Here is a 14,228-nt window from a genome sequence, read left to right as displayed (position 1 = left end):
AGGGTGAGATGATCGGAGCGTTTCTGCCAGGCACGAGAAGGAGCCCCATGAAGTCCACCACGAGTAGGGCGTCACGCATGCGGCGCTCGACCACGGCGGATCAGATCAAGCAGCTCATCCTGACCCGCGGACTCACGCCGGGCGACCCGCTGCCGACCGAGGCGGAGCTCTGTGACGAGCTCGACGTCTCGCGATCCTCCGTGCGTGAGGCGATCCGCACGCTCTCCACGCTCGACATCGTCGATGTGCGTCACGGGCATGGCACCTACGTCGGCGCGATGTCGCTGGATCCGATGGTCGAAGCCCTCGTGTTCCGCGGGGTGCTGTCGCCGGAGGGATCCCTGCAGGCACTGCGCGAGGTCGTGGAGGTGCGCCTGGCGCTGGACCTGTCGATGGCCGAACGCGTGGTGGCCGCCGCCCAGCAGGACCCCGATCCCGAACTGGATGCACTCGTCGCCGACATGGTCGACAAAGCCGGGCGTGGGGAGCACTTCCTCGACGAGGACCGTGCGTTCCATACTCGACTCTTCGGCGCGATCGACAACCGCCTGGTCGGACAGCTCGTCGGTGCTTTCTGGGATGTGCACACCGCCGTGCTCCCGCAGCTGGGCATCCCTCAACCCGACGACATCCACAAGACAGCGAAAGCGCACGGCGACATGCTCGAGGCCGCACGCTCGGGCGATGTCGAGCGCTACCGACGCGCGGTCATCGAGCACTACCAGCCGCTGCAGCGCGTGCTGGCGAGCGCGGAGGCCGACGCCCAGGGCTGAGCCGCGACACCGCACGGAACACGTCCTCCGTATCGATAGAGTTGCCTCCGCACCGCAACCTCTCGAGGGGAACCGCCCATGTCCGTTGGACTGCTCGCCGTCGTCGACGACATCCTGAGCGCCGCGATGAAGGCGTCGGCCAAGGCGGCCGGCGTCGTGATCGACGACGCCGCGGTCACCCCGCAGTACGTGCAAGGTCTCACACCGGCCAGGGAGTTGCCCGTCGTCGGCAAGATCGCTCTCGGGTCGCTGGCGAACAAGTTCCTGATCATCATCCCGGCGGCGCTCCTGCTGACCGCGTTCGCGCCGTGGGTGCTGCCGTATCTGCTGATCCTCGGCGGGGCGTACCTGTGCTTCGAGGGCGCCGAGAAGGTGCTCGAATGGTTCGGGGTGCAGCACGGTCACGCCGATGAGGGCGCCCGCGACGAGAAGAAGCTGGTGCTCGGCGCCGTGCGCACCGACCTGATCCTCTCGACCGAGATCATGCTCATCTCTCTCGCGAGCCTCGAGAAGGGGCTCGACATCTGGGCGACGCTGGCGATCCTCGCCGTGATCGCCCTCCTGATGACGGGCGTCGTCTACGGCGCGGTCGCACTGCTCGTGAAGATCGACGACATCGGCCTGAAGATGGCGAAGAACCCGGTGCAGCGTGTGCGTCACACCGGCACCAGGATCGTCCGCTCCATGCCTGCGGTGTTCCGCTTCATCAGCGTGCTGGGCACGGTCGCGATGCTCTGGGTCGGCGGTCACCTCGTGCTGGTGAACCTCGGCGAGGTGGGTTGGCACTTCCCGGTCGACGTGCTGCACGGGATCGAGCATGCGCTGGAGCCGTTCGGCGGTTTCGTGGTCTGGGTGGTCGAGACGATCGTGTCGGCGATCGCCGGCCTCGCGCTCGGGCTGGTGATCGTCGGGATCGTTCTGGGCATCGCCCGGCTCTTCGGCAAGACTCCGAACTTCCACGAGGGCGAGGCGTCCCCCGCCGACCTGCACGTCTGAGCGGAGCGGAGCAGCGCTCACGGTGGCGGCATCAAGCCAGGGATGATTCAGACGACCACCCGCTCTCTACTTGGTCAAGTGAGAAGCAGCCAAGAGCCTCGGCTTGTTACACGCACTCACTGCGGGCGCACATCTGACCTGGACGCACGCCGTCATAGGACGACGGCGGTCGCCACGACTGTCCCGAGGAGTCCCCACCTGCCACGAACGACGCTGCGGGGAAAGCCTGCGCCACGCGCCAGACCCGGCGAGAGTCGGGCTTTGAAAGATCCCGAGACATCGAGGTCGACCACGATGTCAGAGAAGCCCACCCACCGATGAGTCGCGGGATACCAGCACTTGAACGTCGACTCCTTCGCGCTGAACAGGAGTCGATCCCACGCCACTCCCCGGTCCGGAAGCCGATCGAGGCGCGCCCACTCGGAAGGATCAGCGATCTCCGAGGCGACGCCATCCGGGAGGCGTTCATTCACCTCCGCATCGATCCCCAGCGCGTACACCCTGCGGCTGGGCGCCACCGCAGCAGCACGGAAGCCGGCGCAATGAGTCATGGATCCCACCACGCCATCCGGCCACACAGGCGCGCCTCCGGGTCCGGGCAAAATCGAGCCGACGGGCGCCCCCAGGGCTCCCAGCGCTTCCCGAGCGCACGACCGGACCGCAGCGAACTCGCGTCGCCGGGACTCGACACTTCCTTCGATGAACGACGTTTCGTCGGAACGGAGCCCGCCAGACACCCCGGGCCCGAAACTCTCGACGCATATGACCTCATCGGGCGTCAGACGGTCGAGCAGATTCGGCTCGGGAGCCATCTCGCCGGACATCAGAGCCTGCTCACGGGCCGCACCACGAACGCTGCGATGGCAACGCCTGCCAGAGACGTGAGAAGAAGCCAGTAGGCAGGAGCGAGACCCGCCTGTGACACGAACAGAAAGACGGAAAGCCCTGCCCACGACCCGAGGCTCTCTCCGACAGCCGAAGTCAGCTGCCTCATGTTCATCGATTCGACAACGGGACGCCCGGCGGAGGCGTTCGAGAAGACGACGTTCAGCACGGGTGTGAAGACAGTCTCTCCCACCGAGAAGATCACGACGCCGATGCCAATCAGGAGGACCGCGAACTCACCCTTCTCGAAAATGAAGAAGATCATGGCTCCACCCAGAATCACCACGCCTCCGAGCAGGATCGCCAGGAGGGAGACTCGTCTCCTCATCATCTTTTCAACGACGAACGAGACGGGCAACTGAATAGCGACTACCAGCACACCGTTCAGCGAGTAAAAGAGTGCCCGCGTCAGAGGATCGTCTGAGACAGCAGAAAAGACCAGCGCGAAGCTCGAGAAGAACTGTCCCATGAGCACGCTGCCGCAGGTGGCGATAAGGGTGATTCGACGCGCCTCCGGCGTTCTTAGGAGCTCGCGTACAATTCCCCATGTGAGCGGTGGCCGGTTGGACCCGTGGCTGAGGAGCACATCCCGCGGCACTGTGAAGGGCACGAAAACCGCAGCCAGCATGAAGACCCCGCTGAGACCGATGAGGAACTGTACGTACAGACCGCCATCGAAGACAAAGCTCCCGAGGATCGGCCCGAGCGCGGCGCAACTGTTGGCCACGACCTGGATGACAGAGAACCATCTATTCTGTCGTGCACGATCGGCGGTGGACAGCACCACGAAGCTGCGAACCGATGTCCCGTTGGTGCTGAATCCCAGTCCCGCCAAGCCCAGCGCCATGACGAGCACGAGCGGGCTCTCGCTGATCGCGATGACACCGTAGGCGATCGCGATCAGGCCGAGCGCAGATCGCAGACTCGCACGGACCGACAGCCGGTGCAGAACCGGCGAGACGAAGAGCGAACCGCCACGCGTCATCAGAGTCAGCGCGGCTATGGCCCACGCCGCCCAAAGACCATTGTCGTCGCCTAGCCTCATCGTGAGCAGGAGCGGCAGGATGGGGACCAGAGCGAAGTAGGCTCCCTGGCTCAGAATCTGGTCGGCCGAGATGAGGCTCATTAGGCGCGCGCGAACGCCCTGCGCCTGATGGGCCTCCTGCTTGGCGGGCTCCGCGGAATCGTTCAATCGCGCATCCCGCTCTCGACTCTTGGTCGAAGCTGATCTGCTCGCTCGCGCGCGTCGTCGTACAGGCCACGGGCTCCCAGTGCCTCGGCACTCACCACGAATCCGAGGCGGTCCCACGAGGACCGGGGTCGGCGCACGATGTCTCCTCGAGCACCGGTGTACGACGAGACGTACTCTGGTGAGAGCATCGTTGCGTCGACGTCCGAGACGATTTTCCCGTCGACATCCGCATAGATGAATGCGACGGAAGCCCTTCCCCACGCTCGATCCGGGAATGCGAAGGAACCGCCGCACATGATCGCACTCCACGCCGCAGTTGGAGAGAAACCCCAAGCGTGCTCGATCAGGTTGAGGATCTGATCGCCGGGGGGCCGCCCCGCGCACTCGATCAAGCGCGGTCCCTGAGCGGTTCTCATGAACTCAGCGTGCAGCAACCCGAACTCGAAGCCGATGGACGATACGAGTTCCTGCATGACAGGGAGGCACCAGTCCTCGACCGCGACGATCTCGTGACCGATCTCCACTCGATGACGACTGTCAAGCACATGCTTCGCAGTGAGGTTGACCCACTGCACGCGACCGTCACTCACCAGCGCTTCGACACTGCACTCATCGCCGACGAGGAGTTCTTCGACTAGCGCCCGGGATTGTCCTGACCATCCCGTGATTGTCTGATCCTTCTCGAATGCACTGAGAATGTCGTTCCAGAGCGCCGGCCCATCCGAGTGCCGATCCACTCGTGCCACACCGAGACTCCCCTGTCGATCGACCGGTTTGACGATCGCACTGTCCGCCTGACGGGCGAGGAAGTCGGAGAGCTCTTCGGGCGATGACACCAGCCTGAAGGCCACAGAGCCCCAGTCGTATGATGACGTGGTCTCCCGCAGAAGCGCTTTGTTCCTTAACGTGCGAGCCGCCTGGACACCCGCGCCGGGAAGGTCCATCGCAAGAGCGAGTTGCGCGGCCCCTTCCACCGCATATTCGAGCCCGGGGAGGATCCCCACCACGCCGTCTCGTTGAAGATCGCGCACCAGCGAAGGCGGAACCTCGAGCGGCTCGTGCTGGTACTCGTACCACAGGGGGCGCGCCTCGACCACACCGATATCGGAAAGCCACTTCCCCAGACTCTTCGCGTTCCAGATTTCACGCTCTTCGCAGTAATGACTCGGGCTCGCTCCCGAAGCGTGCATCTGCTGTGTCGCATTGCGGTTTATGCCGACCATCGCCGTTCTGCGAGTCATGCTATGTCCTCCACGGAATCGACAGCGAAACTGCACGCCTGACGTGCGGATCGCAGAATCTGTTCGGCATGCTCCACGGTGTCTGCACCCGCGAAGATCACGGCGATGTTCGCTCGGAGCCCGTTGACGGGTGGGGCGTACTCACCCACGCCGTACTCCCAGTGAACCGACGATGCAGGGGGCAACGATGAATTCACTCCGGCCATCATCACGCGACCAGGCTTGGACTCGATGAAATCCACGGCCGCATATGCCTTCTTCTGGGGAAGCGCCGGCAGAGAACGCCCACTCAACGAGTCGATGAGCTCATCGTAGATACTCAGGCCGGGTCGTGCTGCCTCGATCATGTCGGGAGCGATGAGACCGCCCGCTTGGCGCACATGGAACTCTCCCCACACGAGGCACCCATCATCACGCACCCAGAACTCGACATGGAGATGCCCCCATTCGATGGCGAGGACGTCGACGCACCGCTGCAGCTGACGAGAGATCTCCTCATCTCCGGGCAGCTGAGGGTGGTGAGCCGGGAACCGGTGACCGATCTCGACGAATCCTGTGTTCTTCGCCTTTGTCGTCACGCCGTAGACTCGCACGACTCCGTCCACGGTGATGCCTTCGACCGAGAACTCCTCGCCCGTCACGAACTCCTCCGCGCAGTATCCCTCCGCCTCCGACGCGGCGAGCGCGTCGATGACTTCGGCCGTGGAGCTGAGATACCGAACTCCAGCGCTGCCCATCCCCGTCGCCGGCTTGAGGATCCAGCCGCTGGTTGAGTGGATCTCCTGCGCCGACACGTCGTCGCCGTCCTCCGAGACGAGGACGTTGCCGCCATTCGCTCGGGCGACAACTCGATAGCTCTGAGGCTGGAGAATGCCGGCGCTGCGAAGAGCCTCCCTGCACGCCGGCTTGTCCTGGATCGTCTTCACCACATCGACGCTGTTGCTCCGAGCACCGAGCTCGGCACCGATCTGCGCGGAGAGAAGCTGATAGTTCTCCCGAATGGCCGTGACCAGCCCGATGTCATCAACACGCGCCCGTCGGAGAGCTCGAGCGACGTGCCCCAGAGACTCCGACGAAACTTCTCGCGCATACGGCCCGGGAATGGTGACGACGTGATCGAGAACGATGGGAGGGCGACCAGCGCGAAGTGCGCCCTCGAACTCCACACCGCAGATCAGCATTCCCTTGTCACGACATGCTCGTGCGAACGATTCGAACCAGCTTCTCGACGCCGTCGAGCCCGAAGTGATCACTCCCACCAGAACCGCCCACTGAGGGCTCTTGTCCGCCGACTCACGAGAGAACATCGATCCACTCCTTCGTCCCGAAGTCCGCGTGTGCGTAGTGGCCACCGGGCAGGTGCAGGTGCGTGAACGTAGATCGCGTCGCCTTCTCCCAGGACGCCGCTTCGGATTCTGGAACGAGGTGATCATCGGACGCTGTCACGCACGTCAGGTCGGCGTGCAGAGACACGCCACCGGAGCCGCCGTACGAGTCGGCGAGCAGAAGATCGTCCAGGGTCGGCTGCACGAAGATCTCGTCCGCGTCCTCCATCTCGAGAACCTCACGCGGGGTGAGCCCGTAGTCGATCATGCGTGCGCGGGCAGAATCAAGATCCCACCCCGTCTGGGCACGGACGTAGTTGCCCGGAGCGACACCGCAGATGGCGACGAGTCGATCGACCCGCACGTCGCGCCCCTCCAGAGCAGCGCACACCGTGAAGCCCAGAGCCGCACCGAAGCTCACTCCCGCGACAATCAGAGTCGAGTCGTCGAGATCGATCGTGGCGATGGTCTCCTCGACGAACTTCTCCATCTCTGTGAAACCCGGTTCACCGAAGCGCGTACCGCGCCCTGGCGGACAGTACGCCCATGAGTCGTACACGCCCTGAAGCGCCCGCGCCGATCGAAACGCAGGGGCTCCCGCCCCGGTCGGCGGGAACAAGAGGACTGTTGCGCGCGAATCATCGGCGTGACTCACCTGCTGCCATGAGGAGTTCTTCATCGACTGAGTCCTTTCGGATCCGAGTCCCGAATAACGCTGAGCACGAACGTCATCGACGGATCGGCGTAGAACCCGCGCAGGGGCACCCGCACTCCGAACTGTCGCCGCACCGCAGCCAGAAGACCTACTGCGCGCAGAGAGTCACCACCGTCGTGAAAATAGTCATCTCCCACGGCAGTCGAATCCTGGCCGAGCGAACTCGTCCACAGACGAGCTAGGGTGTCCCGCTCGACCGAGCCGCCCTCGGAGTACCCCGAGTTCCGACTGTCCCGCATCGCCTCTTTCACCAGCGCGGCGCACTCCGCACGATCCACCTTTCCCGTGCGGACAGTGGGAAGCGTCTCGACGGGAACGAGCAGTCGTGGCACCATGTGCGGCGGCAGCGAACGCGCGAGCGCTGTGCGCGATACTCGACCCCGCCAGTCCTCGGGCACCACGAGCGCGAGAACGCTCGCTCCGGAGTCTTCGATGTACACCGCAGCACACTGGCCCGTCCGGCCACTGAGTTGCATGGCCGCTGCTTCGATCTCCTCCAGATGCACTTTGAACCCTGAGACGTTGACCGCGTTGTCGGCACGACCAGTGAGGAAGAGCTTGCCATCCTGCATATATCCGAGGTCACCTGATCGGAATTCCCGTAACTCTCCCGTTCCTGAGAACGCGTCACCGTCGGACAGAACCCCCCGGATGAGGTACCCGTCCGCAAGCGGCAGCCCCTGCACTGCGACGGATCCCTCCACGCCTTCGTCGCACTCGACACCGGACGAATCGCGGATGACTATTCGGGTGTGAGGGATCGGAGATCCGAGTGAAACCGATGCCGCGGAGAGGTCCGTCGATGAGAGTTCATAGGCGCTGGTGTTCGCCGTCGTCTCGGTCGCCCCATAGAGGTTGAGGATCCGTGCATTCGGAGCGGTCACCGCGAGGTCGCGGCCGAGGCTCGTCGGGAACCGATCCGCGCTACTGCACACCAGCTTCAGCGCAGGAAGAGCAGATCCGTGCTCTTCTGCGGCTTCCACCAGGCCGCGCAGGGCCACGGAGGTCGCGAAGAGGTGTGTAGCGTCCGCGGACGATACGACGTCGAAGAAGAGATCCGGCCGCCCTCGTTCCGCGCTCGAGATCAGGACCGCGACGACACCACCCAGAACGGAACCCAGAATCTCCCAGTACGACGCGACGAAGGAGAGGGGCTTCTGCACGACCACGCGGTCCGTGGGTGCGAAGGGGAACTCCGTCCACATCCACTGCAGCCGGTTCGCGATCGCGCCGATTCCGACCTGAACCGCCTTCGGGCGTCCCTCCGAGCCGGACGTGAAGTAGATGAACTTCGTCGTTGTGGCCCACCGCTCAGGGCCGAAAGCATCGAGACGAATCTCGGTGAGTCGCGGAGACTCCGCTTCGTCCAGAATGCGTGCGGCTGACGCGTCGTCCAAGAGGTACACCGAATCGCCGAGCTGTTCGATCATTCGCTGCTCTCGGGACGCGGCCTCCCCGGGAGGTATCCAGGCGGTGCGGGAATGAACCGTCAGCGATGCGACCATCAGGGCCATCGAGATCGGTGAGAGGTCGAGCTGAGCAGCGAGCACCTGATCCCTCGTCACCGTCCGCTCGATCCATCGGCGCCACTTCTCGACATTGCCGAAGAACTCGCCATAGGTCTGCGATGCCCCGTCGGCCGCTTCCACGCAAACAGCATCCGACCGGACCGTGCCGGTCCGCAGCGGAGCAGTCGGCATCTCCATCAGCGGGGCCATCATCCCACCTTCTCTCGGGTGTCGACCGACTCCACAGCGCGTATGCCGGAGAGGTCGAGATCGTGCATGGCCCGCCGAATGAGTTCATCCACGCGGACCGAGGACGAACGCAGATCCGATCGTAGATACCAGGCGGTCAGCGCAAGGATCTGTCGCGCCCTCTGTTGCGAGACATTCGCCTGCTTGAAGGCCAGCTGAATCGTGTAGTCCTCGCCGTGTTGCTGGACGTAGAGCGAACCGTCATACTTCGTGAAGCCCGTGTCGAGCTCGATGAACCGAATGCTCTCAGTGCCCTTCCACGACTCGGACGTGGGGTAGGTCAGCATGTTCACCATCGTGCTGAAGAGAGGGTCCCCGTTGGTGCGTTCGGCATACTCCGACACGACCGAGCTGAACGGACTGTCGCTGAACGAGACGGCGCGCGTCACCGAAGAGGACAGATCTCGCGCCAGCTCGTCGCACGGGCGACCACGATCGATGAGGATTCGCATCGCGACCATGTTCAGCGTTAGCGTCGGGACATCCACGAGGGTGTGCAGCTCTCGGCGGGACACGGGCGCCCCGACCACGAAGTCGTCACTTTCGGTGACTGTCGCCAACGCGAGAGAGTACGCAAGAACGAAGACGGCGAACGGGGTGGTGGAGAGTGCGCTCGCGTTCGTTCTGATGGCCACGGTGGTGTCATGACCGAGCGATGCCTCCACGATCGACGAGGAGTAGGCGTCGTGAGACGCATCGTCGATGTCGCTGAGGAGCGGCTGCAGAGAGATGCCGCTCAGGCTCTTCGACCAAAAGGCACGAGACTCCTCGGACATCTCCACATCGACCACGGGGCGGTTGAAGTACCGGGCCACGGCAGAGAGGTTGGCGCGCGCCAACTCGGCCGCCGTGTCAGCGCCGTCTGCGTCATACAGTTCCGAGATGAACTCGGCGAGTTTCATCGTGCCCCAGCCGTCGATGAGGATCTCGTTCATCGTCACGACGAACCAGGTCTCACCGGTCTCCACTCGCAGCTCATGCACGCGCAATGACGGTTCGTTTTCGAGGTCGAACGGCTGAGCGGCGAGATCCTTGGACCTCGCACGCGCATCCGCGCGCGACGAGACGTACTCGACATCGGCCGTCTGCGGGATGTCGCCCGCGGAGGGGAAGACCTGGATGAACTCACCGGACTCTGCGACTTCGAACCGCGCGAACAACTGAGGGTTGGCGTGAAGGGCGGAGAAGAGCGCCTGACGAGTCTTCGGAGCGTCGAGACCTCCTCGGCTCTCGAGAAGTACCTGATAGTTGTAGTACGCACTTTCCGGCTCAAGCAGCCATTGGAAGTAGATGCCCATCTGAGCCAGCTTCATCGGGCAGGTGGCCGGGAGCCGATCGTCCGTGCTTCCGCTCATCACCCGCGATTCGATCGTGGAGTCTGCGACGGGGTCGTCACGCTTCGAGGCGACATCCCGTTCGAGCTCCTCCAACGGGCGGCCCGAGAGGAGATCTGCGACGCGCGCGCTCTTCCCCTGTGCCCGGAGACGACTGGACAGCTGGATCGCGCGAAGCGAGTCACCACCGGCCTCGACGAAGCTGGACGTCGAGTCGACCCCGTGCCCGAGAACGCTCTCGACCAGCGAGAGGAACGACGTTCTCGCCGGCTCCCCGTCAGGTCGATGACGATCGATGAGCGCCGTGCGTCCGAGCACCTCGTCACCACCACCGAGCTCAACAGCGAGCGATTCGAGCCGATTGATGTCGACCTTCCCGTTCGCCGTGAGCGGGAGTTCGTCGACCTGAAGCCACCGCGATGGTCGCATCGGAGCGGGCAGCACATCCCTCGCCCGCATCTCCAGTGCCTCCGACGTGACGGGACTGCCGTCGGCCACCGAGAAGAAGGCCACGAGACGCGCGTCCCCTGGACGCAGGAAAGACTCGTTCGTCTCGCGGATCACGATGGCGCTTCGTTCGCGAACCGCAGGTATGTACTTCACCACCGAGACCGCGCTCAGCCCGGCGGTCTCTCGGAGGATCCTGTTCTCGATCTCTCCGGGTTCGATGCGAACCCCGTTGATCTTGACCTGACGATCGCTACGGCCCTCGTACACGAGCAGACCGTCCGCGCGGACCCGAACGAGGTCGCCTGTGCGATAGATGCGGAAGGGGTAACCGTCGACGGTCGCGAAAGCTCCGGCGGTCTTCTCGTCCTCACCGACGTAGCCGAGTCCGACGCACGGGCCGGCGACGAAGAGTTCGCCTTGCTCGCCCGGCGAGACGGAATGCCAGGAATCCTCCGAGTGCCGCAGCACGTAGAGCGCAGTGTTCGCGATGGGCGCGCCGATCGGAACCGTGCCCGGTGCGAGTGTCTTCTCACTGATCTCCGCATGAGTGACATCATCGGAGCACTCGGTCGGACCATAGGCATTCACGAGTGGGATGTGCTCGAATCTCGCGCCCCAGTCCTGCGCGAGTCGGAGGGGGAGCTCTTCCCCTGTCACCATCATGCAGGCAAGCGCCGACAGCTTCGCAGCCGTCGGTATCGCGTGGATGAGTTCACGGAGCACAGTAGGGACGACCTCGACATGCGTGATGCGCTCTCGGGTGAGAAGATCCGACAGTCCGAACGGGTCCTGAGCTTCATCATCGTGGACGACCCGAACAGCTCCGCCGACCAGCAACGCCACAGCGAACTGCCACACGGACACATCGAACGTCGTCGGAGCCGTCTCTGCGACCACGGAATCCCGGTCGAGATCAAGCAACTCGACCTTGCTGTGCAGGTGATTCAGCATGCCCATCTGGGCTACGAGCGCGCCCTTCGGCTGCCCCGTGCTCCCCGACGTGAAGAGACAGTAGGCGGGCGCATTCGCAGGATCCGAGACCCGGCGAATGAGCTCGCCATGAGTGGCGGGATCGTATGTAACGTCAGCCTCAGCGTCGTCGGCAAGGATGATCGCGGGATCCGTCGTCCGCGTGACGTGCTCGAGCCGGTACGCAGGCCAGGCCGGGTCCACGGGAACGTAGATGGCACCGATGGCGTTGCAAGCCACGATGTCGATGAGGCACTCGACGCTTCTGCCCCGGCGCGAGAGAACGAAGCGCTGAGCAGCGGCGACCTCGCGGAGGTGGGCCGCGCGACGTCGGACTCTCAGGAGCATCTCGCGATAACTGATCTGCTCGCCTTCGACGTCGACGGCCGCTATGCGCTCCGGTTGCCTTTCAGCCCAGTCTTCGAGATAGGCGTAGAGGGTGAGGCCCAGATCCCAGTCCCTCGCCGGACTGACCAACGCAGCCCCGTGAGTGATCAGCTGAAGACCGTTCCACTGCAGACTCTCTGTCAAGTTCATGGTGGTCATCGCCCCATCTCGCCGTGGAAGTCCGTGACCCGAACGCCTGAGCAGTCGATCTTCGCCTGCTCGAAAAGCGCGTGCGATATGGCCAGATCGAGTACACCGAGCCCGAAGGGCGAGAAGACGGTCGCCCGCGTCGGGTCCAGTTCGACATCGCCCTCGATGACCTGCGCGAGAGTCCCTGTGACGAAATCGCGAGTCGCGTCGAGCTGTTCGAGCAGGTGCGGCGTAGTGTTCGCCTTCAGGCAGTGCTCCACATCGTCGAAGATGTTGTTGGTGTCGCGAAGCGTCTCGGGGGCGAGATCGCGAAGCGACACGTTCAGCACAAGCTGACCCGGCTCGAAGCGCTTCGTGTTCGAGACATAGGGCGTTCCGGCGCTCGTGGCGAACACGAGCACGTCGGCCGCCATGACCTCGTCCAGGGTTCCTGCTGCGTGATCACCTCCGGATTCCGCGATCATCCGCGCGACGGAGTCCGGATTCAGGTCGTGGACGCGCACCGGCACAGCGGTCGGATAGAGAGCGCCGATGAATCTGAGGATCGCACGAGCGATCGGCCCGGAGCCGACGACGCCGATGCTGGACGGCGCTCCGTGCAGGGATCTCACGGCAAGGGCGGCCGAAGCAGCCGTCCTCGCGGCGCTGATGCGACTCCCCTCGATCAGTGCGGTTGCGAATCCGGAGTCCGGATCGTTCAGGATGATCACCGCTGACGCGCGCTGGAGTCCGCGCTCCACGTTGGCAGGGAAGCTCGATATCCACTTGATGCCGATCGATCGCGAGCCCTCTTTCGCGATGTGCGCGGGCAGGGCGATGATGCGGTCCTGCGGCTGCTCGGGGAACCTCAGGAAATAGCTGTCGGGGTTCACTGTCTCGCCGCGGTTGTGCGTCAGGTAGGTGTCTTCGACGATGTCGATGATCTCCGTCTCACGTCCACGGAGGAATTCATCGACACGATCGGCGCCGATGACTGTCAGATCCTTGGTGTCAAACATTGATTTTCTCGTAGTCATAGATTGCTGAACTCGCCATCGGCGAAACATCGACGTCCAGCGCCGCAGGTCCGAATTTCTGGTTCACCCAAATGTCGTTGTACACGGTATTCAGATAACGTTCTCCGAGGTCCGGTGCCACGACGACGATTCGGCTCCCCGTTGGAATTGTTGAAGAAAGCGCGCGGAACCCTGCCAATATTGTTCCGGTCGACCCCCCTGGAAGGTATCCTTCAGAAGCGGCCACTCGCCGACATTCACGTACTGCGTCCTCTTCACTCACGTAATACTGGTGCGGAACAAGAGAGCGGTCGAATAGCGGGGGCCTTACGCTCGCCCCCAGACCAGGAATGTGCCTTGTCGAAGGCGGCCCACCGAAGGTGACGGAACCCGCACTGTCAATTGCATACACCTCCGTACGCACACCACGGGCTGCGACGCCGTGAATCACACCCATCAGAGTTCCGGTCGTTCCCGCGCCGACGAAGATGACATCTGGATCGCCGAGTTCTGCCACGATCGCCGGATACGTCAGCGTGCTGTGCGCCGTCGAATTCGCCGAGTTTGAATACTGGTTGGTCCACACGGGGCCGTTCTTCAAACTCTGAAGTTGTTGAATTCTCGCGAGTCGAGTTCCCAGATAGCCGCCGGACTGGTCTCTTTCGTTCACGACCTCGACTCGAGCGCCTAAGGCTTTCATGTGCGCGACGGTCGCATCGTTCGCGTTTGGATCCGTGACGATCGTGAGGCTGTATCCGCGCCGCGCGCACACGGCCGCGAGGGCGACACCGAGGCTGCCCGACGAAGACTCGACGACGCCACCACCAGGCTGCAACCGACCATCCTTCTCCAGATCGTCGATCAATGCCACCGCGGTCGTCAATTTGATCGAGCCAGCCGTGTTCAAGCCCTCCAGTTTCACGTACAACTCGTGATCCGGGAACGCCTAATGCATGCGCATGAAGAGAGAGTTCTCCCGCATTCCTTCGATAGAACTTACTTTCACGAACTCCCCCTAGAAGTGATCTATTCAATCTCTTGGGCCATGGCGAAATTCAT

11 protein-coding genes are annotated in these 14,228 nt (G+C 63.5%); 2 read left to right on the top strand and 9 right to left on the bottom strand.

Annotated elements, in window-relative coordinates; all coding sequences use genetic code 11:
• Positions 1-47: 47 nt before the first annotated feature.
• Positions 48-773, top strand: coding sequence for a FadR/GntR family transcriptional regulator (locus KV397_RS00190; protein ID WP_227991857.1), 726 nt, complete (start codon positions 48-50; stop codon positions 771-773).
• A gap of 78 nt (positions 774-851) precedes the next feature.
• On the top strand, positions 852-1,769 hold the full coding sequence (locus KV397_RS00185; RefSeq protein WP_131493276.1) for a DUF808 domain-containing protein: 918 nt from the start codon (positions 852-854) through the stop codon (positions 1,767-1,769).
• A 152-nt stretch (positions 1,770-1,921) separates the two neighbouring features.
• Here the strand turns inward: KV397_RS00185 and KV397_RS00180 are convergent, their stop codons facing one another.
• The 9 genes from KV397_RS00180 to sbnA all read right to left on the bottom strand — a co-directional run bounded on the left by KV397_RS00180 (position 1,922) and on the right by sbnA (position 14,097).
• Positions 1,922-2,593, bottom strand: a complete 672-nt coding sequence (locus tag KV397_RS00180) for a 4'-phosphopantetheinyl transferase family protein (RefSeq protein ID WP_131493274.1) — start codon at positions 2,591-2,593, stop codon at positions 1,922-1,924.
• Positions 2,593-3,846: an MFS transporter gene (locus tag KV397_RS00175; RefSeq protein ID WP_205802356.1), complete on the bottom strand. Its 1,254-nt coding sequence runs from the start codon at positions 3,844-3,846 to the stop codon at positions 2,593-2,595. The genes KV397_RS00180 and KV397_RS00175 overlap by 1 nt, the downstream gene beginning before the upstream one ends.
• Complete coding sequence (locus KV397_RS00170) at positions 3,843-5,087, bottom strand: ATP-grasp domain-containing protein (RefSeq protein ID WP_153243167.1); 1,245 nt, start codon at positions 5,085-5,087, stop codon at positions 3,843-3,845. The genes KV397_RS00175 and KV397_RS00170 overlap by 4 nt, the downstream gene beginning before the upstream one ends.
• A complete protein-coding gene (locus KV397_RS00165) occupies positions 5,084-6,013 on the bottom strand; it encodes an ATP-grasp domain-containing protein (protein ID WP_194239308.1) in 930 nt (309 codons plus the stop codon). Before KV397_RS00165 ends, KV397_RS00170 begins: the two co-directional genes overlap by 4 nt.
• A 367-nt stretch (positions 6,014-6,380) precedes the next feature.
• A complete protein-coding gene (locus KV397_RS00160) occupies positions 6,381-7,091 on the bottom strand; it encodes a thioesterase II family protein (protein WP_261811875.1) in 711 nt (236 codons plus the stop codon).
• Complete coding sequence (locus KV397_RS00155) at positions 7,088-8,848, bottom strand: non-ribosomal peptide synthetase (protein ID WP_261811874.1); 1,761 nt, start codon at positions 8,846-8,848, stop codon at positions 7,088-7,090. Before KV397_RS00155 ends, KV397_RS00160 begins: the two co-directional genes overlap by 4 nt.
• Positions 8,845-12,183: an amino acid adenylation domain-containing protein gene (locus KV397_RS00150; RefSeq protein ID WP_205802354.1), complete on the bottom strand. Its 3,339-nt coding sequence runs from the start codon at positions 12,181-12,183 to the stop codon at positions 8,845-8,847. The genes KV397_RS00155 and KV397_RS00150 overlap by 4 nt, the downstream gene beginning before the upstream one ends.
• The gene (gene sbnB / locus KV397_RS00145; protein ID WP_261811873.1) at positions 12,180-13,220 is read right to left on the bottom strand and encodes a 2,3-diaminopropionate biosynthesis protein SbnB; all 1,041 of its coding nucleotides are present in this window, start codon (positions 13,218-13,220) and stop codon (positions 12,180-12,182) included. The genes KV397_RS00150 and sbnB overlap by 4 nt, the downstream gene beginning before the upstream one ends.
• Complete coding sequence (gene sbnA, locus KV397_RS00140) at positions 13,165-14,097, bottom strand: 2,3-diaminopropionate biosynthesis protein SbnA (RefSeq protein ID WP_315972135.1); 933 nt, start codon at positions 14,095-14,097, stop codon at positions 13,165-13,167. The genes sbnB and sbnA overlap by 56 nt, the downstream gene beginning before the upstream one ends.
• Between the last annotated feature and the right edge of the window lie 131 nt (positions 14,098-14,228).

The sequence above is a fragment of the Microbacterium aurugineum genome (assembly GCF_023101205.1).
GTDB classification, from domain to species: domain Bacteria; phylum Actinomycetota; class Actinomycetes; order Actinomycetales; family Microbacteriaceae; genus Microbacterium; species Microbacterium aurugineum.
Note: the sequence above shows the minus strand (reverse complement) of the source record. Positions and strands in the feature narration are given on the sequence as shown.

Excerpts from the sequence above, each read along its gene's own strand:
- KV397_RS00190 (WP_227991857.1), top strand. The coding sequence starts at position 48 with ATGAAGTCCACCACGAGTAGGGCGTCACGCATGCGGCGCTCGACCACG.
- KV397_RS00185 (WP_131493276.1), top strand. The coding sequence starts at position 852 with ATGTCCGTTGGACTGCTCGCCGTCGTCGACGACATCCTGAGCGCCGCG.
- KV397_RS00180 (WP_131493274.1), bottom strand. The coding sequence starts at position 2,593 with ATGTCCGGCGAGATGGCTCCCGAGCCGAATCTGCTCGACCGTCTGACG.
- KV397_RS00170 (WP_153243167.1), bottom strand. The coding sequence starts at position 5,087 with ATGACTCGCAGAACGGCGATGGTCGGCATAAACCGCAATGCGACACAG.
- KV397_RS00160 (WP_261811875.1), bottom strand. The coding sequence starts at position 7,091 with ATGAAGAACTCCTCATGGCAGCAGGTGAGTCACGCCGATGATTCGCGC.
- KV397_RS00155 (WP_261811874.1), bottom strand. The coding sequence starts at position 8,848 with ATGATGGCCCCGCTGATGGAGATGCCGACTGCTCCGCTGCGGACCGGC.
- KV397_RS00150 (WP_205802354.1), bottom strand. The coding sequence starts at position 12,183 with ATGACCACCATGAACTTGACAGAGAGTCTGCAGTGGAACGGTCTTCAG.
- sbnB (WP_261811873.1), bottom strand. The coding sequence starts at position 13,220 with ATGTTTCGCCGATGGCGAGTTCAGCAATCTATGACTACGAGAAAATCA.